Raw genomic sequence first — 24710 nt, 5'->3', positions numbered from 1 at the left:
TTCGCCCAACCGTAGCGAATGTGGCTTAGCGCTTGGTTTCTATTGCGCAAACATCCTGAGCGCGGAAAGCAGGTTAGCCTTGTCGTCGGTCCAGGCGTTTTGGTCATCGGCGGTCATGGGCCTCCACGCACCTGTATCGACGAATGCACCAATGCGACTTTCGTCACGGCTCAGGATTGCGACAAGTGAGTTTGCAGCGCCCTGACGCTGGGCTTCTTCGTCGACTGTGCCCCACTTAATCGCGGCGTGCAGACCAAGCGTTTCCGCAGCTCGGGCCAGTTGCGGGGCCAGATCATAGTATTTGTTAGAGATGTGGAAGACCAAGATACCATGCTTGTTCAATTGGCTCATGTAAGTCTGGATCGCTTCCAGAGTGATTAGGTGAAGTGGAATGGCATCCGAGCTATAGGCGTCCAACACCATAATATCGAAAGCGAACTTTTCATGCGCCAATACGATCCGCGCATCGCCCAAATGGGTGACCGACTCGGGGGTGCATTCTGACATGTAAGTGAACAGAGCCGGGTCGCGGGCGATCCGGTCGACGGTCTCATCAATCTCGAAGAATTCCCAGGTTTGGTGAGGTTGCCGATAGCAAGCCAACGCTCCGGTCCCCAAACCGACGATGCCGATCTTGTCAGCGTTCTGCCCGTACTCCGAGGTCAGAACCTCGGCCATCGGACCCTCCGGATGATAGTAAGATGACCCAACGGGGCGAACACCGGGCGCGGTCAGCCGTTGCCCGCCATGGATCGTGGTGCCGTTCTTGTAGACACGAAAACCGTCGCGATCATAAACTGCGTGTGTTCCAAAAAAACTGCGATCGCGGAAGTGCACATCGGTCGTTGGAATCAAGGTTGGCACCAACAACACCAGAAGGGCCGCTGCCATCCGTGTCGGTCTGCTTCTGAAGCATAGCAGCACAGCGGCGACCAGAATGGTGGATGCGATCGTCGGCAGCGTATTTGTATCCGTCGCGGTTCCTTCGTTCAGTTTGCTAAGCGCGAAAGCGAGCGGAGTGGCCACAGCAACGCCCAGAAGAGCCTGGCGAAGTTTGAAAGTGCCAGACTGGATCAGGAACAGCCCGCCAGCCGCCAGCAGCGTCAGGGCGAACTCAATCTCTCGGTCAAACACGGCAGGCGCGATGATCGAGTTGAACAATCCGCCGCAGGCCCCGCCGACCGAGAGGGCAAGATAGAAGGTCGTCAGATGCTCGGCAGGGGGGCGCATCTCATAGAGCAGCCGGTGCGCAAACATGGCGACCAGATAAAGCAGCGGGATATAGACCAGCATCGCCGCCAATGGCAGTTGTGCGGTCCCAAGTCTGAACAGCAGAGCCACACCAATTGCCATGGCGAACAAAACCGGGATTTTCAGGCTTTCCAGAGTGTTCGGTTGCCGTTTCGCGAAGGCCAGAATGAAGGTCAGGATATAAGTGGCCAGCGGTACAACCCAGATCAGGGGGATGGACCCGAGATCGATGCTGAGTTTGGTTGTCGTTGCCAGCATCAGCGACGAGGGCACAAAAGCAATGAACACCCAGGTGGCAATTGTTTTGGTGCTCAGGGGGCGGCTGGTCGCACTGTGTTCTTGCGAAAGGGCGGCGCCTGACGGTCCGCGCAACGCAATCACGCCGCTAATGGCCAGCAATACACCGAAGATGACAAATCCGATGGACCAGAACAGGCTGATTTCCCGTGCGCCGTAGAAAGGATCGGCTATCAGCGGAAACGCCAGCAGCGCCAGCAGTGAACCGACATTGCTGGCCGCATACAAAAAATAGGGATCATTGGCCGAAGGCCCGCCGGATCGGGAATACCAGGCCTGCAGCAGCGGCGCATTTGCGGACAGGACCGCGAAAGGAACACCTACGCCCGCTGCAAACAACAACAGCGTTTGGAGTGCGATGGATTGCGAGGAATCAAACCTCCAACCTTCCTGCGTGGCCAGAGGTAGAAATCCGAGCGCCAGCAGCCATAAGGCCAGATGCGTTACAAGTTGCCAGCGTAAAGTGAACCAGCGGGTCAGCATATGGGCATACAGATACCCGAGGATCAGCATCAGCTGGAAAAACAGCATCGCGGTGGTCCAAACCGCAGGCGTCCCGCCGATTTTAGGCAGAACGAGCTTGGCAAAAAGCGGCTGAACAAAGAACAGCAGACTTGCGCTGACGAAAATGGATGCACAAAAACTGATGACCGGAGCGTAAAGGCGCCAAGCTGCTGTTGGCTGCGATGCGTTCGAATAGGACACGGTGGAACTCCGGCATAGGATTGCGGTTTAGCCGTATTGGTGAATCTTGACCTTTTTGCGGCTGATAGGTGCAAACTCATCGTGATTGTGCGGAATTGTTTACGATCTGAGATCGATTGTCGGGTGCTCGGACAGGCGTTGGGCCTGCGTGCGGCAGAACAGGCAAAGCCCCGCCGATGCCGGACTTGTGATTGCCACATCTCTCAAACCTGTGAAAACTGTCCCCAAATTCATCAGGAGATCAATGAGATGCACAAACTCTTTTTGACAACGGCTTTTGTAATTGGAGGAGCTGTCACAGCAATGGCAGACGATATCATCAAGGTAAACACCGACAAATCGGTGTCCGAGGCGTTGGATGCACTTGAGGCGGCAGTTGGCAACGCGGGCGCGACCGTATTCGCGCGTATCGATCACGCTGCGGGTGCTGAAAAGGTCGGGCTGACCATTCCGGCCAATCAGGTTCTGATTTTCGGCAACCCGGCGCTGGGTACACCGGCCATGCAGATTGACCCGCGCGCCGGTCTGTTCTTGCCGCTGAAAGTGCAGGCCTACGAGGATGAAAATGGCCAAGTCTGGCTGGCCTATGAAGATCCGAAAGAAACTATGGATGAGCTGGATGACGTCGAGAAATCCCCCGTCATCGAAAAGATGCGCGGCGCGTTGGCCAAGCTGACCTCAGTCGCCGCTCAGTAACTTAGCTCAGGGCGCGAATGGCTTCGTTCAGGTCAATCGCGCCATCATAGAGCGCCCGGCCGGAAATCGCGCCATTCAGTTCCACACCGCAATCGCGAAGTGCGATCAGATCCTTCAGTGAGCTGACGCCGCCTGATGCAATCACCGGGATCGATACGGCGCGTGCCAGGTCGGCTGTGGCTTCAATATTCGGGCCCTGCATCGCACCATCGCGGTTGATGTCGGTATAGATGATGGCGGCCACGCCCGCATCCTCGAAGCTGCGGGCCAAGTCGGTGACCTGAACATCAGTTTCCTCGGCCCAGCCCTTGGTGGCGACCATGCCGTTGCGGGCGTCGATGCCTACGGCGACCTTGCCCGGGAACGCCCGCGCGGCTTCTCGCACCAAATCGGGATTTTCTACCGCAACAGTACCCAGAATCACGCGGGCCAGTCCTTTGTCGATCCAGGTTTCGATTGTGGCCATATCGCGGATACCGCCGCCCAACTGCGCGGGCACGTCACAGGCTTTCAGAATGGCCTCGACTGGGGCTGCGTTGACCGGTTCACCTGCGAAGGCTCCGTTCAGGTCTACAAGGTGCAACCATTCGCAGCCAGCATCGACAAAGGCGCGGGCTTGTGCCGCCGGGTCTTCGTTGAACACGGTGGCCTTGTCCATCTCTCCGCGCAGCAGGCGCACGGCCTGGCCGTCTTTGAGGTCGATGGCGGGGTAAAGGATCATGATCGGCGGCCCTATATCAGTGTTACACGCGCGGGATATCGCACAAGCGGGGCAGGGTATGCAACGCGACGCTAAGTCATTCTTGCCCGCAGCGGTTCCGCCCGTCAGACTGACGGCAAAACAGGGAGGATATCATGAAGAAAATTACCCTTGCGGCAGGCTTTGCAGTTCTGGCAACCGCGTCTTTGGCCGATCCCGCCGATGGTCTGTGGAAAACGCAGCCGGGCGACGAAGGTGGTTACTTGCACGTCACGATCGCTCCGTGCGGAAGCGCCATTTGCGGCACGATTGACAGCGCCTTTGACAAGTCGGGCAATCAGCAGCTGGCGTATGAAAACCTTGGCAAACAGATCATCTGGGACATGGAGCCCGAGGGCGACGGCACCTATGCCAACGGCAAGATCTGGGCGCCGGATCGGGACAAGACCTATAACTCGAAAATGACTCTCGACAGCCAAAACCAGCTGACCGTCAAAGGTTGCGTTGCGGGTGGTCTGGTCTGCCGCGGACAAACCTGGACGCGGATTCAATAAGCTCTACGGAGCCCAGGTCAGGAAGTTCCCGATCATACGCAGGCCGACATCCTGGCTTTTTTCGGGGTGGAACTGCATCCCAACCATCGTATCACGGCCGATCACGGCCGTGACTTCTTGCCCATAGTCCACATAGGCCAGCCGCTGTGCCGGTTCACTGACGCGGAAATGGTAGGAGTGGACGAAATAGGCGTGGTCGCCCGAATTCACCCCATCAAATACGGGGTGTTCGCACTCCAGAACCAGATCGTTCCAGCCCATATGCGGGACTTTTAGCGCCCGGTCCGAAGGTTCGATCCGCACGACGTCGCCCGCGACCCAGCCTAGACCATCCGTGTCGGTGTATTCGTGACCCTTTGCGGCCATCAGCTGCATCCCGACGCAGATGCCCAGAAACGGGCGGCCTTTCTGTTCGACCGCCTCAACCATCGCGTCATATATGCCCTTGTGGCCGCGCAGCTCAGCCGCGCAGGCGGGAAAAGCTCCGTCACCGGGCAGTACCAATCGATCAGCCCGCGAGACTACATCCGCGTCCGAGGTCACGACGACTTCGCCAGCATCCATCTCGCGCGCCATGCGTTGAAACGCCTTTTCGGCCGAGTGCAGGTTGCCGCTCTCGTAATCAATAATGGCGGTCAGCATTTACAGCGCGCCTTTAGTGGACGGAATCGCATCCGCTTTGCGCGGGTCGGTCTCAACCGCATCCCGCAGGGCGCGGGCGACGGCCTTGAAAGCAGCCTCGGCGATGTGGTGGCTGTTGAACCCGTGCAACTGGTCGAGATGCAACGTGATACCGCCATGGGTGCTCAGCGCCTGAAAGAACTCGCGTACCAGCTCGGTGTCGAATGTGCCGATCTTCTGGGTTGGCAGCTCCACATTCCAGATTAGGAACGGGCGTGCCGACAGATCCAGCGCACAACGCACCTGCGCGTCGTCCATGGGCAGGTGGCACTCGCCGTAGCGACGGATGCCCTTTTTGTCACCCAAAGCCTGCGTCAAAGCCTGACCCAGCGCGATGCCGGTGTCCTCGACTGTGTGGTGGTCGTCGATGTGGTAATCGCCCTGGGCGCGGATCGTCATGTCGATCAATGAATGGCGCGCAAGCTGGTCCAGCATATGGTCAAAGAAGCCAACGCCGGTCTGGTTGTCATACTGGCCGGTGCCGTCCAGATTGACCTCGACCGAGATCTCGGTTTCGGCAGTCTTACGGCTGATCTTTGCGCTGCGCATGGGCGAATTCCTTTTGCTACAGGCGCGCTTATAGACGGGGAAGGGCGGGCTTTTCCAGACCACCTGTCGCATTCCATGCAAACTGTTGCAGGGGATTGCGCCTGCCAGCCCGCCATGCCAGCCTGCAGGCAACACGAACCAACAAGGCCCGGCCCATGTCCACCTGCGTTTTCATCCAAATCCGCTGCAAACCCGGTACCACCTACAAGGTGGCCGAAGAAATCGCCCTTCGCGAAATCCATTCCGAATTGTATTCGACCAGCGGAGAATTTGACCTGCTGCTGAAACTCTACATCCCCGAAACCGAGGATGTGGGGCATTTCATCAACGAAAACCTGCTGGTGATTCCGAACATCGAGCGATCCTTGACCACGATGACCTTTAAGGCGTTCTGAATCACATCACTGTATCCGAAGTTGGGGATTGCGGCGCGACAACCAAGACCGTGCCGCTGTTGGATTGCCTGTCCATCGCACCCGCGCGAAGCAGTTGCAGCAAGCCGAACAACACCATCAGCGGAACCGCAAGCGTCAACAGGTGATTTCCTCCTGCAAGCAGTGACCATGCAAAGCCGGCTGCGCTGACGGTTAGCAAAACCGCAGAGTGCTTTCGCATCTGTGGCACAGTTTCGGGTTCGTAGCTCAGAAACCCGCGAGGAGAAAACAAGGTCAGGTATAGGCCAGTCGCAAACACGCTGCCCAGAACAAGAGAATCGATGTTGCCGATCATTGTGTCAGCGATATTGCCGTGGCCAACCAGAAACAGCCCTTCAATCAACGGCGTGATCGCAACCATGAACAGATTGATGCCAAGCAAGATCGGATGAGGGCGCATCAGCTTTCTCAGATAGGCAAGGCACACAAGCGCTGCCAAAAGGGTTCCGATCCATCCCGTCATTCGCAAGTCATCAGTTGCGCGGGACAGCACAAGAAAGCTCAAACCCGGCAGGTTTTCAAGAATATCGAGCAAAAGCTGCTTCTGTTGAGTTCCTATCATTCGAAAAACGCCCTGAACTTTGAAATGGGTTGTATGCGTATCCTGAGCTTGAAATCGATATTCTACCCAAGTTCAAACGTCGTGACGCCAAAAATTCGGTTCAGGTCGATATCGGGTTCGTGATCGGAATACATCCGCGCCGTTTCAAACACCTTGTCCAGCCCAAGCGCATCGGCCAGCGCAAAGGCTGCGGCGTTGGGCTGGGGCATGTCCACGAAAATCTCATGTTCGTTGTGGTCATCGGGGATCGCGGTCAAAAGCGACGCCAGCAGGGCCTGTGCGATGTCGGAGTTATCCGCGAACAAGGGGCCAACTTTATATCCGGTCAGGCAGGGGCGCAGCGTGGCGTATCCTCTGATCCTGCCGTTTTCGGTATAGAGCTTTGAGACATGGCTGTAGGCGCTGAGCCAGCTTTCCAGAAACAAGTCGCGCGGCGCGGGAAACAGGTGGCGATCATAGGCTTTCAGCTCGTCTGACGCGCGGGTCACATCGGTGATGCGATCGCTGGGTTCAGTATCCAGCTTCGCCAGCATTCGGGTTTTCGTGCCCGCAAAGCGATAGTTGTTGTAGGCAAAGGTGAAGCCGGACTTGCGGTAATTGTCCTGCTGCTCGACCACACCATCCAGCCCCATGTTGCGGCCAGTGCAATGGGCCAGCGCGTGGTGAGAGATTTCAAGACCGTGACCGTGGTGCCGAAACTCGGGCTTCACGATGTAGAAGCCAAGGAACGAGAACGCGTCGTCGTAGTTCACCGCCGAGACGGAGGCGATCATCTCGCCGTCTAGAAACCCGCCCAGAAATCCGTCGGGGTCTGTTGGGCGAAAACACGCGGCATCATGCACGCCCGGATTCCACCCCTCGCGGCCCGCCCAATCCACGGCGTGCTCTACTTCGTCAGAGGTAAGGGGGCGAATGACATAGTCCGACATGGGCCAATTCCGTGCATGATTGAAATCACGGCCAGAATGGCGCAATGCCTGCCAAAGAACCAGAGTGTTGAGGGAGCTTTGTATCTGGAGCGGGCGAGGCGATTCGAACGCCCGACCCTAACCTTGGCAAGGTTATGCTCTACCCCTGAGCTACGCCCGCATCAGATACATATGTTGGTCCAAAGACCTCTCAATGGAGCGGGCGAGGCGATTCGAACGCCCGACCCTAACCTTGGCAAGGTTATGCTCTACCCCTGAGCTACGCCCGCGCCGTTGAGTGAGGAGGGATGTATAAATTCCCACGCGAGGCTGCAAGCGGAAAAACACAAAAAGATGGAAAAATCTTTCGACGGAATCCTGCGCGTCCCCCGTTCAAGACTAAGAGCATTAAAAAACAAGAGGGATCGAAGAGAGGAAATGACACGGATTGCAGATATGAAGATGGCCCTGTTGGCGGCACTAATCGTGCTGACATCATTGCTTTGTGCACCGGATGAAGACAGGTTGGGTGAGGTTGATCCCGTCCTCAGAGACGCGCCGCAGGTCGAAACGCGGGTGTTGGCGGGGTAAGCCCCGCCGATCAGATCACAGCGCCAGAACGATATTCGCGATGGCTGCTACCAGAATCGCGGCGAATGTCATCAGCATCCCGATCTGGCGCAGAATGACGATCTGCGGACTGCGCCCGAATCCATAGGCGTGCAACAACCGCCCGCCCAACAATGTCAGGCCCAGAAGGTTCAGCAACAGCCCACTTGCCCCCTGCAATTCGACCATCGTGATCAACAGCACGGCAAAAGGGGTGTATTCGACAAAGTTGGAATGCGTCCGCATCACCTTGAGCATCGTCGTGTTACCGCCGTCGCCGTAGGAAATCTTGTCGCTGCGCCGCTGGCTGATGACCCGGACGCTGAGCGCGACAAACAGGATTGCCAACAGGGCGGCATAGACAGGTGTGATGGACAGCATGGGCATTTATCCTCCTAAGAAAAAAGGCCGCCCGGTCACCCGAGCGGCCCTGTTAGCCCAGAAAGCTAAACCGGTTATTCCAGTTCGACCAGCAGGTCCTTTGCGTCAATCTGTCCACCAGGTTGAATGTGAACAGCTTTGACCGTGGCGTCGCGTTCCGCGTGGATGCCGGTTTCCATCTTCATTGCTTCGATGGTCAGCAGCAGATCGCCCTCTTTGACCTCTTGGCCCGCCGCGACGGCGACTGTGGCCACAACGCCGGGCATGGGTGCGCCGACGTGGTTGGGGTTGCCTGCCTCGGCCTTGGGGCGGGCTTGCGTGGACGACGTCACCAAGCGGTTCGGTACCCGGATCACGCGGGGTTGACCGTTGAGTTCAAAGAACACTTTGACCTCGCCGTTCTCATCCGTCTCACCGATGGCCTGACAACGGATTTCCAACGTCTTGCCCGGGTCGATCTCGGCGGCGATTTCTTCGCCTGGTTCCATGCCGTAGAAGAAGGTGCGCGTGGGAAGAGTACGAACCGGACCATAGGTGCGATGACGGCCCATGTAGTCCAGGAACACCTTCGGATACATAAGGTAGCCGTTCAGATCCTCGTCATCGACTTCTTTGCCTTCCAATTGCTTGGACAGCTCGGCGCGAGTGGCTTCCAGGTCGACTGCAGGAACATCCTTGCCGGGGCGTTCGGTGTTCGGCGCCTCGTCCTTCAACACTTTCTTGATGATCGTGTCCGGGAACCCGCCCGGAGGCTGACCCAAATTGCCGCGCATCATATCGACCACCGAGTCGGGGAAGGCCACATCGGTCGAGGGGCTTTCCACGTCGTCACGGGTCAGGCCCTGGCTGACCATCATCAACGCCATGTCACCGACCACCTTGGACGACGGTGTCACCTTCACGATGTCACCGAACATCTGGTTCACGTCGGCATACATCTGAGCAACCTCATGCCAACGTTCCTCCAGACCCAAGGAGCGCGCCTGCGCCTTGAGGTTGGTGAACTGACCGCCGGGCATCTCGTGCAGATAGACTTCGGACGCCGGGGCCTGCAGGCTGGATTCGAAGGCCGCGTACTGGCCGCGAACCGCTTCGAAGTAGTCACTGATCTCGCGGATCGCCTTGATGTCCAGACCCGTGTCACGCTCGGTATGGCGAAGGGCTTCAACCACGGTGCCCAGAGTGGCCTGCGATGTGTTGCCCGAGAAGCTGTCCATCGCGCAATCCACCGCGTCCACGCCCGCCTCGGACGCGGCCAGAATGGTGGCGCTGGCGATGCCTGCGGTGTCGTGGGTGTGGAAGTGGATCGGCAAGCCGACCTCTTCTTTCAGAGCGCGGATCAAGATCTTGGCCGAGGCCGGTTTCAGCAGACCCGCCATGTCCTTAAGACCCAGAACATGGGCGCCTGCATCGCGCAGCTCTTTGGCCATGCCGACGTAATACTTCAGGTCATATTTCGAGCGATCCGGGTCCAGAATGTCACCGGTATAACAAACGGTGCCTTCACAGATTTTGCCGTTCTCGATTACCGCGTCCATGGCCACGCGCATGTTCTCGACCCAGTTCAGCGAGTCGAAGACACGGAACACGTCGATGCCTTTGGAAGCCTGTCGAACAAACTCCTGCACCACGTTGTCGGGGTAGTTGGTGTAACCCACACCGTTTGCACCACGCAGCAGCATCTGGGTCATCAGGTTCGGCATCGCTTCGCGCAAGTCACGCAAACGTTGCCACGGGCATTCCTGCAGGAAGCGGTATGCGACGTCGAAAGTCGCGCCGCCCCAGCATTCAACCGAGAACAGCTGCGGCAAGTTCGAAGCGTAAGTTGGGGCTACCTTGATCATGTCGATCGAGCGCATCCGCGTTGCCAAAAGCGACTGGTGGCCATCACGCATGGTGGTGTCGGTGATCAGCAGCTGGCGCTGGGCCTTCATCCAATCCGCGACAGCCTGCGGACCTTTCTGCTCCAGCAGGTTGCGGGTGCCCATTTTGGGCTCGCCCTTCAACGCAGGGGGCTTGGCTTCTTTCAGGTCGGCGCGCGGTTCTGGGCGGTCCTTGGTTTCAGGGTGACCGTTCACAGAGATATCCGCGATATAGGTCAGAACCTTGGTTCCGCGGTCACGACGCCGCTTGAAGGCAAACAGGTCCGGCGTCGTGTCGATGAATTTGGTAGTGTATTCATTCGACAGGAAGGTCGGGTGCTTCAGCAGGTTGATGACAAAGTCGATATTGGTGCTGACACCGCGAATACGGAATTCGCGCAGGGCACGGTCCATGCGGGCAATCGCAGCCTCGGGCGTCGGCGCCTTGGCGGTGACCTTGGTCAGCAACGAGTCATAATACCGCGTGATCACCCCGCCGGCATAAGCGGTGCCGCCATCCAGACGGATGCCCATACCAGTGGCTGACCGATACGCGGTTATGCGGCCATAGTCGGGGATGAAGTTGTTCTGCGGATCCTCAGTGGTGATCCGGGTTTGCAGCGCGTGGCCGTTCAGGTGCACATCGGCCTGGCTGGCAGCGCCGGTGGCCTCGGCCAGGGTCTTGCCCTCGGCGATCAGGATCTGAGCCTGAACGATGTCGATGCCGGTGACCTCTTCGGTGACGGTGTGCTCGACCTGCACGCGCGGGTTCACTTCGATGAAGTAGAACTTGCCGGTTTCCATATCCATCAGGAACTCGACAGTACCTGCGCATTCATAGTTCACATGGGCACAGATTTTGCGGCCCAGCTCACAAATCTCGGCGCGCTGTTCCTCGCTCAGATACGGGGCAGGGGCACGCTCGACGACCTTCTGGTTCCGGCGCTGGACCGAGCAGTCGCGCTCATAGAGGTGATAGATCTCGCCGTGCTTGTCGCCCAGGATCTGAACCTCGACATGGCGCGCCCGGATGATCATCTTTTCCAGATAACCCTCGCCGTTGCCGAATGCGGCCTCGGCCTCGCGGCGGCCTTCCAGAACCTTTTCTTCCAACTCGTTCTCGGAATGGATCGGGCGCATACCGCGCCCGCCGCCGCCCCAGCTGGCTTTCAGCATCAGCGGATAGCCGATTTCTTTGGCCTCGGCCCGGATCGCGTCCATGTCGTCGCCCAGAACTTCGGTCGCCGGAATGACCGGCACATCAGCGGCAATAGCAACGCGTCGCGCGCTGGCCTTGTCACCCAGGGCACGCATAGTTTCGGCCTTGGGGCCGATGAAGGTAATGCCATTCTGTACACAAGCATCGACGAAATCCGGGTTCTCGGACAGCAGACCATAACCGGGGTGGATCGCGTCGGCGCCGCATTCCTTGGCTACGCGGATGATCTCGTCGATGCTCAGATAAGCAGCAACCGGTCCCATGCCTTCGCCGATGCGGTACGCTTCGTCCGCTTTGAAACGATGCAAGCCCAGCTTATCTTCTTCGGCGAAGACTGCGACGGTGCGTTTGCCCATCTCGTTCGCTGCGCGCATCACGCGAATGGCAATCTCGCCGCGATTGGCGATCAGGATCTTTTTGAAGTCGGTCATATTCGGTCCCGGTCTTTATGGTTTGGCCGTGTTCATAGGCGGACAATACGCGCTCGTATATCAGTCCTTCTGGGTAGAACCGGCATGTTATCGCTCGCAAACGCCGCCTTTTTGACGTGATTGTCTTACACACGCTGCATTGCAGCATCAATGTTTACGATTGCCGAGGAAACTTCTTGCAGGTTTGAAAGGCCCATTTGACCCATATTGGCGGTCATGTCCTGACGCAGGATATCAATGACATGCGCAGGGCCTTGAGCCCCCAAGGCACTGAGACCATAGAGGAAACCGCGCCCGAGCATGACAAAATCCGCGCCTAATGCCAGAGCGCGCAGAACGTCGAGGCCGCCTTCGATGCCACTGTCGAAGATTAAGGGCAGGTCTGTCGCCTCGCGGATCAATGGTAGCATATTGATACTTGCAGGTGCCCCATCAAACTGCCGTCCGCCGTGATTCGAGACCCAAATGGCATCAATTCCCGCCTGTTGCAGCCGATCGGCATCTTCGGGGCGCATCACGCCCTTTATGATGAACGGCCCGTCCCAAGCGTCCCGCAACCATTTGACATAGTCCATGTCGGGTGAGGTACGCAGTAAATAGCCAACATGGGCGGTCGGCGGCAGGGCACTGTCCCCGTCTATATACTTATCCAATGTACGCATCCGGGGCATCCCGTTTTGCGCCATACCCAAAGCCCAGGCCGGGCGTTGCGCGATCTGGGCCAGCAGGCGTGGGGTCAATCTGGGCGGGTTGGTCAAACCCGACCGCGTTTGCCGTTCACGGCGCGATGCGACCGGGACGTCAACAGTCAGCACAAGGGTTGAGAACCCCGCCGATCTGGCGCGATTCAGCATATCGGTACGAATACCCGGATCCTTCGGCGGGTACAGCTGAAACCAGGCGTTCTGTCCCAAATGAGGGGCCAGATCCTCGGGGCTTTGGCTGGCAACCGTAGACAGGGTGTAGGGCAGGCCCGCCTCGGCGGCCGCGCGCGCCAGTAATCTTTCCGCGTCCGGCCACACCAGACCGGACATCCCGATTGGGGCGATGCCAAACGGGAGGGGAAAGTCCTGTCCCAGAAAGCGCGTGCCAGTGTCGCATTCGATGGGGCCGTGCAAGATCGAAGGCAGAAATTGCACCTGATCCAGCGCGGCCCGGTTGCGTTGTAGAGTGGTCTCGATGCCTGTGCCGCTTGCCAGATATTCCCAGACAAAGAACGGAATCCTGCGCTTTGCGCGGCGTTTCAGGTCGGCCATGCCGGGGAATGAGCTGTGCAGGTCCATATGAATTGATCCAACCTGCCGGGCGATTCTGCAAGGTTTTCAGGCGGCTGAGGCCGGTGGCGTGGGTTTGGGCGGCCGTTCGTGCCTGGTATCTGTCACCGTCAACGTGACCGAGGCTGCGCCTGTGGCCACCTGCACCTGATTCCGGCCCTTGTCTTTGACCATGTACAGTGCGTCATCCGCCGCGCGCATCAGGTCCTGTGGCATGGTGCCATGTGACGGATAGTGGGCAACGCCAACAGAGATCGTAGTGCGCGGCAGGGATTTCTCTCCATACCGGACCGAGACAGCTTCGACCGTTTGCCGCAACTGCTCGGCCCTCGTCATGGCGTCGTCCGGCGTGTTGTCCGAATAAAACTCGATCGCGCCGACGAAACGCCCTTCGCGGATATCTGGAGTGTAGATTTCGGCCACGTGGCGGGTCTTCGGTCCGCTGACCCCCAGCAGGTTGCGGTCGAAGTCGTCGACCTCGGTCAGGGGATTATCTTCATGTTTGTGAACGATGTTGCCCAGGCCCAGCACGTTGCTGAAATAGGTGTCGGTGTTGACTGAACCCACGTTCGTGGCGCGGGTTGACCAGATTACAGGCCCCGCATCTTTAAACAGTTTGAATCGGTAGATATCCGAGGTCGCGGGCAGCAGTTCCAGAAACTCTTCATCGTGGGTGTCCAGCGTGCCGGTCCGAAAGGTGGCGTCAACGTCCTCAAGATGCGAGACCACCTTCCGGTTCATCTGTGTCGCGGCGTGGCGCAAGTCGGATTCGAGTATCCGGTCAACCACCGGGGCGGGAATCGTATAGACGCCCCAGCCTGACAGGGCAGTGAGGGCTCCCACGGTCAGAACGATGCCGGCAAGTTTCAGGCGGGACATCATGCCCGCTCCGCCAAGTTTTTTCATGATCCGCGCTCCCACGACTTTAGCCTCAGCATCGAATGCAAGCTTTGACAGTGGGTTAACGCGGGCGCGGCCCGGCGATGCATTATGGTTAGAATTGGCGGTAAACATGCTGAAAAAACTGTGCGAACAAGGGGTGAACAAACCCTTTCCCTCGGCGCGCATCCCGCGTAGTTTGGGAAAATGAGCAGTTACGACGAAATGGACGCCTTTGAGGGCGCATCGCTGTCCGCACGAGCCATGGCCGCGCGGCCCACGCCCTATTTGGACGAACTGAACCCGGCGCAACGCGAGGCGGTGGAACGGTTGGACGGTCCGGTTCTGATGCTGGCCGGGGCGGGGACGGGCAAGACCAAAGCTCTAACCGCTCGCATCGCGCATCTGCTCAGCACCGGGCGCGCGCGCCCGAATGAGATTCTGTCAGTAACATTTACCAACAAGGCCGCGCGCGAGATGAAACAGCGTGTGGGTCGTCTGCTTGGGCAACCGGCTGAGGGGATGCCTTGGCTGGGAACGTTCCATTCGATCTGTGTCAAGCTGCTGCGCCGCCACGCGGAACTGGTCGATCTGAAATCGAACTTCACCATTCTGGATACGGACGATCAGTTACGCCTGCTCAAGCAGTTGATCCAGGCCGCCAATATCGACGACAAACGCTGGCCCGCGCGGATGTTGTCCGGGATTATCGATGATTGGAAGAACCGCGCGCTGACGCCCGACAAAGTGCCTGCGGCGGATGCCGGGGCCTACAACAACAAGGGTATTGAGCTTTATGCCCAGTACCAAACCCGTCTGCGCGAACTGAACGCGGTGGATTTCGGTGACCTGCTGCTGCACATGGTCACGATTTTCCAGACCCATCAGGACGTGTTGGAGCAATATCAGCGCTGGTTCCGCTATATTCTGGTGGACGAGTATCAGGACACCAACGTGGCCCAGTACCTCTGGCTGCGATTGCTGGCCGGGGCGCATAAGAACATCTGCTGCGTGGGCGATGACGACCAATCGATCTACGGCTGGCGCGGGGCCGAAGTGGGCAACATCCTGCGGTTCGAAAAGGACTTTCCCGGCGCCTATGTGGTGCGGTTGGAGCAGAACTACCGCTCGACCCCGCATATTCTGGCTGCCGCGTCGAATGTGATCCGTGGTAATGAAAACCGTCTGGGTAAAGAACTGTGGACTGACGCGGAAGAGGGCGAAAAGGTCCGTCTGATAGGCCATTGGGATGGCGAGGAAGAGGCCCGCTGGATCGGTGAGGAAATCGACGCGATGCAGGGCGGCACGCGCGGTGTGCGGCCGATTGGTTTGGACGAGATCGCGATTCTGGTCCGCGCCTCGCATCAGATGCGCGCGTTCGAGGATCGGTTTCTGACCATTGGTCTGCCTTACAAGGTGATCGGCGGCCCTCGGTTCTATGAGCGGATGGAAATCCGCGATGCCATGGCCTATTTCCGGCTGGTGGTCAGTCCCGGCGACGATCTGGCGTTTGAGCGGATCGTAAACACGCCGAAACGCGGTTTGGGCGACAAGGCGCAGCAGACGATTCAGATGACCGCGCGAGAGAATGGCGTGTCGCTGATCGATGGCGCGCGGATCGCAGTTGATAGCGGGCTGATCAAGGGTAAAGGCGGCAAGGCCCTGCGCGAGTTGATCGATGGGCTGGCCCGGTGGAACGCGATGACGCGCGGACCTCGTATTGAGGTCGAGGATGACTCGGTGATCGATGATGGCGCGCCGATGCGGTTCGGAGAGCCCGAAGTTTCGCATATCGAGTTGGCGCAGATCATTCTGGATGAATCCGGCTATACCGCCCACTGGCAGAACGAAAAGACGCCCGAGGCGCCGGGGCGGTTGGAGAACCTTAAGGAACTGGTCAACCAACTGGATAACTTTGAAAACCTGCAAGGGTTTTTGGAGCATGTCAGCCTGGTCATGGACAATGAGCAGGACGGCGATGGGGCCAAAGTCTCGATCATGACCCTGCACGCGGCCAAGGGGCTGGAGTTTCCCGCTGTTTTCCTGCCCGGCTGGGAGGACGGTCTGTTCCCCTCGCAAAGATCAATGGACGAGTCGGGGCTCAAAGGCCTCGAGGAAGAGCGGCGGTTGGCTTATGTCGGCATCACTCGCGCTGAAGAAGTCTGTACGATTTCGTTTGCCGCCAACCGGCGGGTGTTCGGGCAGTGGCAGAACGCGATGCCGTCGCGGTTCATCGACGAATTGCCCGAGGATCATGTGGAGGTACTGACGCCACCGGGGCTCTATGGCGGCGGGCAACCTGCGGCGGGCATTGAAACCCGCGCGGCGGAGGCGAACGTCTATAACTCACCCGGATGGAAACGGTTGCAGGCGCGGCAGGGGCAGTACGGCACGTCGCAACCGCGCGAAAGCCGCAATACGGTGATCGATGCCACAGCACTGGCCAGTTTCACGTTAGGTGAGCGCGTATTTCATCAAAAATTCGGTTACGGCGCGGTGATCGGCATCGAGGGCGACAAGGTCGAGGTCGATTTCGACAAGGCTGGCACGAAAAAGGTGGTCTCGCGGTTTTTGTCGGCCAAGGACGACGTGCCGTTTTAACTAAATGGAATAAGCCTGACGGCACATGCTTTATTCTTCTAATAGGCGCCCGGTTCACACTGCGGCGCCTTTTTCGATGTCTGAGAAATTAAAAACGGCGGTTCCCAGGGAGGAGGAGAGGGAACCGCCGTTCTTTTCAACATCAGAGCAGGGAGGAGGAGAGCCCTGATGTATCCGAACCCGGGTATGATCCCGGTATGAGGAAGACGCGGCGACGTCAGGGAGGAGGAGAGACGTCGCCGCGCGCTTTCAACACCGAGAAAGGGAGGAGGAGTTCCCGGTGTGTCAGGTTCCGGCGTTCAGGGCCGGTATAAGGTGCGGCGACATCAGGGAGGAGGAGAGATGTCGCCGCTGATTTACAGGTCCTAAAGGGAGGAGGAAGGACCTGATCTCGGTTATGTCGTTGCGCGCTTAATGCGCGACGTATTCTTCGGCCGCTTGCATCGCCAGACGCCGGATCATCGAGCGGTGTAGGCCCAGATCGGCCAGTTCGCGATTTGTCAGGCTGGACAATTCGTTAACTGTCTGACGGTAGACACGGTGGCGAACGAAACGGGTCCGTACGGCCTCAATCATTGAGGTAAGGCCAGTCGCAGGTGCGCTTTTAAGCGCATTTTGTTGTGTTGCTACAGCCATGTAAGTAACCTGATCGTTATTGTTTTTGCCAGTAGTGCCCAGCGTTTGCTTGAGGATTAAAATAGGTAAATGCTGCAATTGCACAATAGCTCGCGTCGTCAATGCCGCTATGCAGCAAATGCATAGATATCAATGCATTGGGGATCGGGCGGCCTAAAGGCCTTTAAAACAAGGATTTTACTATTGTGTTTGCAGTTTCGGTGCTTAGCCGCGCGTCACATGAGGTGTGGGGCCGCTTCTTCTTTGTGCGCATTCTCTTGAAAATTGTGCAATTTGAAATCGACGGTCGCTGATCGTCGACGGGCCTTAGTGCCGGTGCCGCCAAATCCATGGGAATTCATGGGTTATGGTTCTCCTGGCGCGGAGAGGCGGTTTATCGGTGGGCCAATCCAGGTGATTCGAAGGTGGTTTTCGACGCGGATCGGTGGAGAAGCGCTAGAATCTCCCTCAGATACAAAAAAATTGGGAATACATGGGACGGCGTGGGCATCGCAATAGTATGCTATATATAGTGGTGAGTTTTTGGCAAAGCAGAATTTGTGGTGCCTAGGGAGTGGTTTTCTTTTGTTGATAGCTTGTTTATATTCGGATTTTTTGGGTGAAGTGGAAAAATTTCCTGTTGATTTCCATGAATTCCCATGTCATCCCTTGTACATCCGATGAGGACGAGGCACATGGGGCGCCAAACGACCCCGAAACAATAAAAACAGGTTTCATACAGGCATCTCGCTTTCATCAATCAAGAGATCCGGCGCGCGGGCGAGCAGACATCCCCCCAGGTGGCGCGCGCAGCTGGACATCCCGCAAAGCGGGTCAATGCGGCGGGTTGATCAGTGGCAGCAGATCAACCCGCCGTTTTTCATCCGGGGGGCGTGAGATTTAGGTGGGGCGCAAGCGAAAGGGACAGTCGTCTTGGCGCGCAGGTTTAGAGGTGAAAGCCACCACAAGGTGGATACGAAGGGCAGGGTGTCAATCCCGGCCTCGTTTCGCCGTGTGCTTGAAGCCTCTGACCCCAACTGGCAACCCGGTGACACGCCTGAACTGGTAATTGTCTACGGTGACCACCGTCGCAAATTCCTTGAATGCTATACCATGCAGGCGATCGACGAGGTCGACGACAAGATTGATGCGCTGCCGCGCGGTTCAATGCAGCGGAAGATGTTGCAGCGCATGTTCCATGGTCAGTCTTTCCCGACCACTGTGGATGAGACTGGTCGCCTGGTGTTGCCGGCCAAATTGCGCACAAAGATCGGACTTGAGGGCGAGGCGTTCTTCATCGCCGCGGGTGATACGTTCCAGATCTGGAAGCCGGAGACTTACGAATCCGAAGAACTGGCCGCAGCCGAAGAGTGGCTGGACGAACAGCCCGAGGACTTTGATCCTTTGGAGTTCCTTGATGGCGTCGGGGACGCGTAACGGCATGGCCGGCGCTGAGACCCCTTCCGAGAAACCTCATATCCCTGTTCTGCTGCGCCCGTTGCTGGCCGCCGTTGCGCCGGTCTCTGGTGTCTGGCTGGACGGCACATTTGGGGCGGGCGGCTATACGCGCGGCTTGTTGGACGCTGGGGCGGACAGAGTCATCGGCGTGGATCGCGACCCGCTGGCCTTTGAAATGGCCGCTGACTGGGCGAGTGACTATGGCGATCGGCTAGTGATGCAGCCGGGTGTATTCTCGCGCATGGATGAATACGCGCAGGATCTGGACGGCGTGGTGCTGGACCTGGGTGTATCTTCGATGCAGTTGGATCAGGCCGAGCGTGGGTTTTCCTTTATGAAAGATGGCCCACTGGACATGCGGATGAGCCAGGAGGGCGAGAGCGCCGCCGATCTGGTCAATACGGCGACCGAGGCGCAATTAGCGGACATCCTGTTCCACTTCGGTGAGGAACGCGCCAGCCGCCGTATCGCTAAAGCTATTGTAAAGGCACGGGCAGAAGAGCCGATCACCAAGACCCTGCGTCTGGTTGAGATCATCGAATCCTGCCTGCCGCGCCCGAAACCGGGGCAATCGCACCCTGCGACTCGCAGCTTTCAGGGACTGCGGATTGCAGTGAATGCGGAATATGAAGAGCTGTTTCAAGGCCTGATGGCTGCTGAACGGGCGTTGAAGCCGGGCGGGCAACTTGCTGTCGTGACCTTTCATTCCATCGAAGACCGCATGGTCAAACGGTTTTTTCAGTCCCGTGCGGGCAAGACCGGGCGCGCCAACCGCTATGCGCCCGAGGTGGAGCGGGAACTGCCGCAATTCACGCTCAAGACCCGCAAAGCCGTGGGACCGGATGACCAGGAATTGCAGGAAAACCCGCGCTCGCGCTCGGCCAAGCTGCGCGTAGCGGTGCGAACTGAGGCTCCGGCGGGGGAAATTGAGGCCCGCGCCATTGGAATGCCGCAACTTGGGGGAAGGGCGAAATGAAGAGTGTTTTGTATGTGTTGACCGCTCTGTCCGTTTTCGGACTGGCGCTTTGGGCGTACCAAGAGAATTACCGCACCCAACAGGTTGTGAAGGAAACACAGAAGCTGCAACGCGAGATCGGCATGGCGCAGGTGCGGTTGGCCGTTCTGAACGCGGAGTGGGCCTATCTGAACCGGCCAGACCGGCTGCGCGAACTGGCCGACCTGAACTTTGAACGTTTGGGTCTGCTGCCGCTGCGGGCCGAACAATTCGGTCGCGCCGACCAGATTTCCTATGCCGAGGACCCGGACCTGCCTATCGTTGACCCGATTGAGCTGCAGGCCATCACCAACATTCAGGCACTGGGCGAGGTGCAGATCCCATGACCCGCACGCCCCTGCGCCCTCTGGCCCGTATCCTCGACGCCCGCGCCCGGGGCGAGAACCCCAAGGCGATTGAGCGCGAGAATATCCGCCAGCGTCACGAAGACATGAAGGACCGCGCCCGCGCCCGCGCCGAAGGGCGCCTTTTGGTGTTGGGGCTGTTCTTTTTCTGCGCCTTTTCGGTGGTGGGTTTCCGTATGGGTATGTTGGCCACATCCGAGGCGCAAGAGCCGCTGGCCAGTGCCCCCGGCGCTGCAATTGCCATGCAGCGGGCCAATATCGTCGACCGGGAAGGGCGCATTTTGGCGACCAATTTGGATACATATTCGGTCTACGCTCAGCCGCCTTTGATGATTGACCCCGTCGCCGCCGCCGATCAACTGGTTGCGATTTTCCCCGATCTGGAAAAAGAACGTCTGGTCAAGGACTTCACCGGCAACCGCAAGTTCCTGTGGATCAAGAAACGTATCTCGCCCGAACAAAAGCAGGCGGTGCATGATATCGGCGATCCGGGCATCCTGTTTGGCCCGCGTGAGATGCGCCTGTACCCGAACGGCCGTTTGGCCGCGCATATCCTGGGTGGCTCCGGCTTTGGTCGTGAGGGCGTCAGCGCCGCCGAGGTGATCGGTGTAGCGGGTGTTGAAAAGCAGTTCGATGACTACCTGCGTGACCCGGCCAACGGCAACAAACCGCTGCAACTGTCGCTGGACCTGACCGTTCAGGCGGCGGTCGAGCAAGTGCTTTACGGCGGTATGAAGATCATGAATGCCAAGGGCGCCTCGGCGGTTCTGATGAACGCACATACGGGTGAGGTCGTCTCGGCCGCGTCGCTTCCGTCGTTTGACCCCAACGATCGCCCTCGCCCACCGACCTCGGGCTTTGATCCCTCAGACAGCCCTCTGTTCAATCGTTATGTACAGGGTGTGTATGAGCTGGGCTCGGTATTCAAAATCTTTACCGCCGCGCAGGCCGTTCAACTGGGGTTGGTGAACTCTGAAACCATCATCGACACCTCCGGCCCGATGCGGATCGGACGGTTTCCGATTGGCGAGTTTAACGGCAAGAACTACGGCAAGATCAGCGTGGCGGACGTGATCGTCCACAGCTCGAACCGAGGTACCGGGCGGCTGGCTCTGCAGATCGGTGCGAAACGGCAGCAGAACTTTCTGAAATCGCTGGGCATGTTCGATCCTACTCCGTTCGAAATTGTCGAAGCCGCAGGCGGTGAACCGCTCAAACCCAAGAAATGGGGTGAGTTGAGCACGGTGACAATTTCTTACGGCCACGGGCTGTCGACCAGCCCGATGCATTTGGCCGCGGGTTATGCGGCTATTGCCAATGGCGGGCATTATGTCAGCCCAACCATTCTGCGTAAGAACGGCCCCCAGTATGGCCCGCGGGTGTTGTCGGAAAACGCGGCCAAGCAGGCACAGAAAATGTTGCGCAAGGTTGTGACGGATGGCACGGCCAGCTTTGGTGATGTGGCCGGTTATGACGTGGCGGGTAAAACTGGTACAGCGGACAAGCCCAAACCACGCGGTGGCTATTATGATGACAAGGTGATCGCGACCTTTGCGACGTTCTTCCCGGCCTATGATCCTAAATATGTGCTGATCGTCACGCTGGATGAACCCTCCATCGTCGCCTATGGCGAAAAGCGCCGCACGGCGGGGTGGACTGCGGTTCCTGTAGCTTCGGAGCTGATCGGTCGCATTGCGCCTTTGCTGGGCCTGCGTCCCCGGCTTGAGCCTGAGGCGCGCGCTGCTATAACCCTGACCTCAAATTAGGCTGTACAACAAAAGGTGGGTCATGGGCACAAGGAAGAAAACACTCAGCCAACTGGCCCTGACCGCGCGGGGCGGCGCTAACCCAGAGATTACCGGCCTGGCCGTTGACAGCCGCGAAGTCAAAGACGGTTACTTGTTTGCGGCCCTTCCTGGTACCCGCGTTCATGGCGGAGAGTTCATCCAGTTCGCCCTGCGCATGGGCGCTGCGGCGATTCTGACCGATGCCGAGGGGGCCGAGATCGCGGCCGAAGAACTGGCGGCATCCAATGCCGCGCTGATCGTGGTCGAAGACCCACGTCAGGCACTGGCCGGATGCGCCGCGTTGTGGTTCGGCGCGCAGCCGCAGACGATTGTGGCGGTAACTGGGACGAACGGAAAGACCTCAGTCTCGACTTTTGTGCGCCAAATATGGATGGAGCTTGGTCACGCGGCGGTCAACCTCGGCACCACGGGTGTTGAGGGCGCATGGACCGCACCGCTGGCGCATACCACGCCCGAGCCGATCACCTTGCATCGTTGTCTGGCTGAGGCCGCCGAAAACGGCGTGACCCATGCCGCGATGGAGGCATCCTCGCACGGGTTGGAACAGCGCCGTCTTGATGGTGTGCACTTGGCTGCCGCCGGGTTTTCGAACTTCACGCAGGATCATCTGGACTATCACGAAACCTTCGAAGCCTATTTCGCCGCTAAAGCGGGTCTGTTCGACCGAGTTCTACCGCAGGACGGAACCGTGGTCATCAACATGGACGACCCCAAAGGTGCCGAGGTCCGCAAAATCGCCGAAGCGCGCGGTCAGTCGGTTTTGACTGTCGGATCGGGCGACGTCGATCTGTGCCTGATGAACCAGCGTTTCGACTCGACCGGGCAGGACCTGCGTTTTTCTTGGCAGGGTAAGGTGTTTCAAACCCGGCTGAATTTGATCGGAGGGTTTCAGGCCGAGAACATCCTGTTGGCCTGTGGTTTGGTCATTGCCGCCGGGGAAGACCCTGAACGCGTTTTCGAGACCCTGCCTCATCTGACAACCGTGCGAGGGCGTATGCAATTGGCAGCCACTCGCGAAAACGGTGCCGCGGTATTTGTCGATTACGCCCATACGCCGGATGCTGTCGCTACTGCGCTTAAGGCAATGCGCCCGCATGTGATGGGGCGTCTGGTTGCCATTGTCGGTGCGGGTGGGGATCGCGACGCGACCAAGCGCCCGTTGATGGGTCAGGCTGCTGCCGAAAACGCTGACGTTGTTTTCGTTACAGATGACAACCCGCGCAGCGAAGACCCGGCAACTATCCGCGCGGCTGTTTTGCTGGGCGCGCCCGAGGCCACCGAGGTCGGTGACCGGGCCGAGGCTATCTTGCGCGGCATTGATGCCTTGCAGCCCGGCGACGCCTTGTTGATCGCTGGGAAAGGGCACGAAACCGGCCAGATCGTTGGAGATCAGGTTCTGCCCTTCGATGATGTAGAACAGGCCAGCATCAGCGTAGCCGCGCTGGACGGGAGGGTGGCATGACGCTATGGACTGCGGCTGAGGCCGCCGAGGCCACCGGTGGGCGCGCCACCACAGATTGGGTGGTGAACGGCGTGTCGATCGACACTAGAACCCTTCAGCCCGGAGACTTGTTTGTGGCGCTCAAGGCCGCGCGGGATGGACATGATTTCGTGGCGCAGGCGTTGGAAAAAGGCGCAGGAGCGGCGTTGGTATCCCATATCCCCGAGGGCGTGTCTAAAGACGCGCCTTTGCTGATCGTAGACGACGTGCAGGCCGGGCTTGAGGCGTTGGGGCAGGCGGGCCGTGCCCGAACTAACGCGCGCGTTATCGGTGTGACGGGCAGTGTCGGCAAAACCTCGACCAAGGAAATGCTGGCCACCATTCTGGAAACGCAGGGAAAAACTCATGCCAGCGTGGCCAGTTACAACAACCATTGGGGTGTACCCCTGACGCTAGCGCGGATGCCACGCGATACCGAGTTCGCGGTGATTGAGATCGGTATGAACCACCCGGGCGAGATTGCTCCGCTGGCGCGGCAGACGCGCCCGCATGTGGCCCTGGTGACGACTGTAGCTGCGGTGCATCTTGAGGCGTTCGAGTCGGTTGAGGGCATCGCCCATGAAAAGGCCGCAATCTTTGAAGGGCTCGAGGCTGGTGGCGCGGCCATCGTGAATGCCGATATCGATCACGCAGACATCTTGCGCCAGACCGCAAAGGAATATGGGGCCGGGATCGTGGATTTTGGCCGCAAGGCTGTGGACTATAATCTGACGGAAGTGGCGCAAAGCATCGACACGGTTCATGCGGGGGCTGCCGTTGGCGACACGGCCATCACGTATGACGTGCAGTCCGCTGGTACGCATTTCGCGATGAATGCACTGGGCGCGCTGGCGGCCTGCGTTGAGATGGGCATTGATCTGGATGATGCAATCGCCGGGTTGCGCCAGTGGTCTCCGGTCAAAGGACGGGGCGTGCGGGAAACGCTGCCTTTGGCGACGGGTGGTCAGATCGAACTGCTGGATGACAGTTATAACGCCAACCCCACCTCAATGGAGGCCGCGCTGGATGTGCTGGCGGCATCGCAAGGCGCGCGTCGGATCGCATTCCTGGGCGATATGAAAGAGTTGGGCGATCAGGAAATTGCGATGCATGCCGAAATGGGCGGCATCGCAGCGATGGCGCGCGTTGAACAGGTTCACTGCATCGGCCCGCTGATGAATGCACTGCATCAGGCTTTGCCCGAAGAAAAACGCGGGCTCTGGTTCGAGACTAGCGCTGAGATGGCTGAACGCCTGCCGGATTTGATCCGCGCGGGGGATACGGTGCTGGCCAAGGGCTCTCTCAGCATGGCGCTGGCCCAGATTGTTGACGGTTTGCGGAAAATGGGGCAAGGGAGCGCGCTTGAACCATGATTGCCGCCTAGGAAAGGTATTGGA

The 24710-nt window shown here is 58.7% G+C and carries 22 protein-coding genes and 2 tRNA genes; 11 read left to right on the top strand and 13 right to left on the bottom strand.

Annotated elements, in window-relative coordinates; translation table 11 throughout:
* Window positions 1-39 precede the first annotated feature (39 nt).
* Window positions 40-2253, bottom strand: coding sequence for a transporter (locus ACXAGD_RS11395; RefSeq protein WP_475210680.1), 2214 nt, complete (start codon window positions 2251-2253; stop codon window positions 40-42).
* A gap of 303 nt (window positions 2254-2556) precedes the next feature.
* Here ACXAGD_RS11395 and ACXAGD_RS11390 point away from each other — a divergent pair, with 303 nt between their 5' ends.
* Entirely contained in the window at window positions 2557-2949 is a 393-nt protein-coding gene (locus tag ACXAGD_RS11390; protein WP_170331973.1) for a DUF302 domain-containing protein, read from the top strand.
* Between the two features lies 1 nt (window position 2950).
* On the opposite strand, the gene hisA is transcribed toward ACXAGD_RS11390, so the two are convergent.
* Window positions 2951-3670, bottom strand: coding sequence for a 1-(5-phosphoribosyl)-5-[(5-phosphoribosylamino)methylideneamino]imidazole-4-carboxamide isomerase (gene hisA, locus ACXAGD_RS11385; RefSeq protein ID WP_475210678.1), 720 nt, complete (start codon window positions 3668-3670; stop codon window positions 2951-2953).
* A 134-nt stretch (window positions 3671-3804) separates the two neighbouring features.
* Between hisA and ACXAGD_RS11380 the strand changes: the two genes are divergently transcribed.
* A complete protein-coding gene (locus ACXAGD_RS11380) occupies window positions 3805-4203 on the top strand; it encodes a DUF2147 domain-containing protein (RefSeq protein WP_475210675.1) in 399 nt (132 codons plus the stop codon).
* 3 nt (window positions 4204-4206) lie between these two features.
* Here the strand turns inward: ACXAGD_RS11380 and hisH are convergent, their stop codons facing one another.
* Both hisH and hisB read right to left on the bottom strand, forming a co-directional pair.
* A complete protein-coding gene (hisH, locus tag ACXAGD_RS11375) occupies window positions 4207-4845 on the bottom strand; it encodes an imidazole glycerol phosphate synthase subunit HisH (RefSeq protein ID WP_475210673.1) in 639 nt (212 codons plus the stop codon).
* Window positions 4846-5433, bottom strand: coding sequence for an imidazoleglycerol-phosphate dehydratase HisB (gene hisB / locus ACXAGD_RS11370; RefSeq protein ID WP_475210670.1), 588 nt, complete (start codon window positions 5431-5433; stop codon window positions 4846-4848).
* Between the two features lie 155 nt (window positions 5434-5588).
* Here hisB and ACXAGD_RS11365 point away from each other — a divergent pair, with 155 nt between their 5' ends.
* Entirely contained in the window at window positions 5589-5828 is a 240-nt protein-coding gene (locus tag ACXAGD_RS11365) for an Lrp/AsnC family transcriptional regulator (RefSeq protein ID WP_170331970.1), read from the top strand.
* Between the two features lies 1 nt (window position 5829).
* Here ACXAGD_RS11365 and ACXAGD_RS11360 read toward each other — a convergent pair whose 3' ends face one another.
* The 4 genes from ACXAGD_RS11360 to ACXAGD_RS11345 form a co-directional block, all read right to left on the bottom strand.
* On the bottom strand, window positions 5830-6402 hold the full coding sequence (locus ACXAGD_RS11360; protein WP_475210666.1) for a hypothetical protein: 573 nt from the start codon (window positions 6400-6402) through the stop codon (window positions 5830-5832).
* An 89-nt stretch (window positions 6403-6491) separates the two neighbouring features.
* A complete protein-coding gene (locus tag ACXAGD_RS11355) occupies window positions 6492-7358 on the bottom strand; it encodes a GNAT family N-acetyltransferase (protein WP_475210663.1) in 867 nt (288 codons plus the stop codon).
* Between the two features lie 85 nt (window positions 7359-7443).
* Window positions 7444-7518, bottom strand: a tRNA-Gly gene (locus ACXAGD_RS11350).
* A gap of 34 nt (window positions 7519-7552) precedes the next feature.
* Window positions 7553-7627: transfer RNA gene (locus ACXAGD_RS11345), tRNA-Gly, on the bottom strand.
* Window positions 7628-7775: 148 nt separating this feature from the next.
* Between ACXAGD_RS11345 and ACXAGD_RS11340 the strand changes: the two genes are divergently transcribed.
* Window positions 7776-7928, top strand: a complete 153-nt coding sequence (locus ACXAGD_RS11340; RefSeq protein ID WP_475210661.1) for a hypothetical protein — start codon at window positions 7776-7778, stop codon at window positions 7926-7928.
* 15 nt (window positions 7929-7943) lie between these two features.
* Here the strand turns inward: ACXAGD_RS11340 and ACXAGD_RS11335 are convergent, their stop codons facing one another.
* The 4 genes from ACXAGD_RS11335 to ACXAGD_RS11320 all read right to left on the bottom strand — a co-directional run bounded on the left by ACXAGD_RS11335 (window position 7944) and on the right by ACXAGD_RS11320 (window position 14019).
* Window positions 7944-8333 carry an MAPEG family protein gene (locus ACXAGD_RS11335; protein ID WP_475210660.1) on the bottom strand — a complete coding sequence of 130 codons (390 nt, stop codon included), beginning with the start codon at window positions 8331-8333 and terminating at the stop codon, window positions 7944-7946.
* Window positions 8334-8401: 68 nt separating this feature from the next.
* On the bottom strand, window positions 8402-11839 hold the full coding sequence (locus tag ACXAGD_RS11330) for a pyruvate carboxylase (RefSeq protein WP_475210657.1): 3438 nt from the start codon (window positions 11837-11839) through the stop codon (window positions 8402-8404).
* Window positions 11840-11964: 125 nt separating this feature from the next.
* Window positions 11965-13122, bottom strand: a complete 1158-nt coding sequence (locus ACXAGD_RS11325) for an alpha-hydroxy acid oxidase (RefSeq protein WP_475210654.1) — start codon at window positions 13120-13122, stop codon at window positions 11965-11967.
* Window positions 13123-13161: 39 nt separating this feature from the next.
* Window positions 13162-14019, bottom strand: coding sequence for a GGDEF domain-containing protein (locus ACXAGD_RS11320; RefSeq protein ID WP_475210653.1), 858 nt, complete (start codon window positions 14017-14019; stop codon window positions 13162-13164).
* A 180-nt stretch (window positions 14020-14199) separates the two neighbouring features.
* Between ACXAGD_RS11320 and ACXAGD_RS11315 the strand changes: the two genes are divergently transcribed.
* On the top strand, window positions 14200-16593 hold the full coding sequence (locus ACXAGD_RS11315; RefSeq protein ID WP_475210652.1) for an ATP-dependent helicase: 2394 nt from the start codon (window positions 14200-14202) through the stop codon (window positions 16591-16593).
* A gap of 411 nt (window positions 16594-17004) precedes the next feature.
* Here the strand turns inward: ACXAGD_RS11315 and ACXAGD_RS11310 are convergent, their stop codons facing one another.
* The gene (locus ACXAGD_RS11310) at window positions 17005-17229 is read right to left on the bottom strand and encodes a DUF1127 domain-containing protein (protein ID WP_475210651.1); all 225 of its coding nucleotides are present in this window, start codon (window positions 17227-17229) and stop codon (window positions 17005-17007) included.
* Window positions 17230-18141: 912 nt separating this feature from the next.
* Between ACXAGD_RS11310 and mraZ the strand changes: the two genes are divergently transcribed.
* Genes mraZ through ACXAGD_RS11280 form a run of 6 tightly spaced genes read left to right on the top strand, consistent with a single transcriptional unit; the run spans window position 18142 to window position 24686 of the window.
* Complete coding sequence (mraZ, locus tag ACXAGD_RS11305) at window positions 18142-18645, top strand: division/cell wall cluster transcriptional repressor MraZ (RefSeq protein ID WP_475210650.1); 504 nt, start codon at window positions 18142-18144, stop codon at window positions 18643-18645.
* 4 nt (window positions 18646-18649) lie between these two features.
* Entirely contained in the window at window positions 18650-19642 is a 993-nt protein-coding gene (gene rsmH / locus ACXAGD_RS11300; protein ID WP_475212572.1) for a 16S rRNA (cytosine(1402)-N(4))-methyltransferase RsmH, read from the top strand.
* Window positions 19639-20007 carry a cell division protein FtsL gene (gene ftsL / locus ACXAGD_RS11295; protein WP_475210648.1) on the top strand — a complete coding sequence of 123 codons (369 nt, stop codon included), beginning with the start codon at window positions 19639-19641 and terminating at the stop codon, window positions 20005-20007. Before rsmH ends, ftsL begins: the two co-directional genes overlap by 4 nt.
* On the top strand, window positions 20004-21791 hold the full coding sequence (locus ACXAGD_RS11290) for a peptidoglycan D,D-transpeptidase FtsI family protein (protein WP_475210646.1): 1788 nt from the start codon (window positions 20004-20006) through the stop codon (window positions 21789-21791). Before ftsL ends, ACXAGD_RS11290 begins: the two co-directional genes overlap by 4 nt.
* Window positions 21792-21813: 22 nt before the next feature.
* The gene (locus ACXAGD_RS11285) at window positions 21814-23295 is read left to right on the top strand and encodes a UDP-N-acetylmuramoyl-L-alanyl-D-glutamate--2,6-diaminopimelate ligase (RefSeq protein WP_475210644.1); all 1482 of its coding nucleotides are present in this window, start codon (window positions 21814-21816) and stop codon (window positions 23293-23295) included.
* On the top strand, window positions 23292-24686 hold the full coding sequence (locus ACXAGD_RS11280) for a UDP-N-acetylmuramoyl-tripeptide--D-alanyl-D-alanine ligase (protein WP_475210642.1): 1395 nt from the start codon (window positions 23292-23294) through the stop codon (window positions 24684-24686). The genes ACXAGD_RS11285 and ACXAGD_RS11280 overlap by 4 nt, the downstream gene beginning before the upstream one ends.
* Window positions 24687-24710: the final 24 nt, after the last annotated feature.

The organism is Ruegeria sp. ABF4_144 (genome assembly GCF_056160045.1).
Note: the sequence above shows the minus strand (reverse complement) of the source record. Positions and strands in the feature narration are given on the sequence as shown.

Coding starts and splice junctions, on each gene's coding strand:
- ACXAGD_RS11325 (WP_475210654.1), bottom strand. CDS start 13,122: ATGGACCTGCACAGCTCATTCCCCGGCATGGCCGACCTGAAACGCCGC.
- ACXAGD_RS11355 (WP_475210663.1), bottom strand. CDS start 7,358: ATGTCGGACTATGTCATTCGCCCCCTTACCTCTGACGAAGTAGAGCAC.
- ACXAGD_RS11335 (WP_475210660.1), bottom strand. CDS start 8,333: ATGCCCATGCTGTCCATCACACCTGTCTATGCCGCCCTGTTGGCAATC.
- ACXAGD_RS11365 (WP_170331970.1), top strand. CDS start 5,589: ATGTCCACCTGCGTTTTCATCCAAATCCGCTGCAAACCCGGTACCACC.
- hisA (WP_475210678.1), bottom strand. CDS start 3,670: ATGATCCTTTACCCCGCCATCGACCTCAAAGACGGCCAGGCCGTGCGC.
- ACXAGD_RS11290 (WP_475210646.1), top strand. CDS start 20,004: ATGACCCGCACGCCCCTGCGCCCTCTGGCCCGTATCCTCGACGCCCGC.
- ACXAGD_RS11280 (WP_475210642.1), top strand. CDS start 23,292: ATGACGCTATGGACTGCGGCTGAGGCCGCCGAGGCCACCGGTGGGCGC.
- ACXAGD_RS11285 (WP_475210644.1), top strand. CDS start 21,814: ATGGGCACAAGGAAGAAAACACTCAGCCAACTGGCCCTGACCGCGCGG.
- hisB (WP_475210670.1), bottom strand. CDS start 5,433: ATGCGCAGCGCAAAGATCAGCCGTAAGACTGCCGAAACCGAGATCTCG.
- ACXAGD_RS11380 (WP_475210675.1), top strand. CDS start 3,805: ATGAAGAAAATTACCCTTGCGGCAGGCTTTGCAGTTCTGGCAACCGCG.
- ACXAGD_RS11340 (WP_475210661.1), top strand. CDS start 7,776: ATGACACGGATTGCAGATATGAAGATGGCCCTGTTGGCGGCACTAATC.
- ACXAGD_RS11390 (WP_170331973.1), top strand. CDS start 2,557: ATGGCAGACGATATCATCAAGGTAAACACCGACAAATCGGTGTCCGAG.
- ACXAGD_RS11330 (WP_475210657.1), bottom strand. CDS start 11,839: ATGACCGACTTCAAAAAGATCCTGATCGCCAATCGCGGCGAGATTGCC.
- hisH (WP_475210673.1), bottom strand. CDS start 4,845: ATGCTGACCGCCATTATTGATTACGAGAGCGGCAACCTGCACTCGGCC.
- ftsL (WP_475210648.1), top strand. CDS start 19,639: ATGAAGAGTGTTTTGTATGTGTTGACCGCTCTGTCCGTTTTCGGACTG.
- ACXAGD_RS11310 (WP_475210651.1), bottom strand. CDS start 17,229: ATGGCTGTAGCAACACAACAAAATGCGCTTAAAAGCGCACCTGCGACT.
- ACXAGD_RS11320 (WP_475210653.1), bottom strand. CDS start 14,019: ATGAAAAAACTTGGCGGAGCGGGCATGATGTCCCGCCTGAAACTTGCC.
- rsmH (WP_475212572.1), top strand. CDS start 18,650: ATGGCCGGCGCTGAGACCCCTTCCGAGAAACCTCATATCCCTGTTCTG.
- ACXAGD_RS11315 (WP_475210652.1), top strand. CDS start 14,200: ATGAGCAGTTACGACGAAATGGACGCCTTTGAGGGCGCATCGCTGTCC.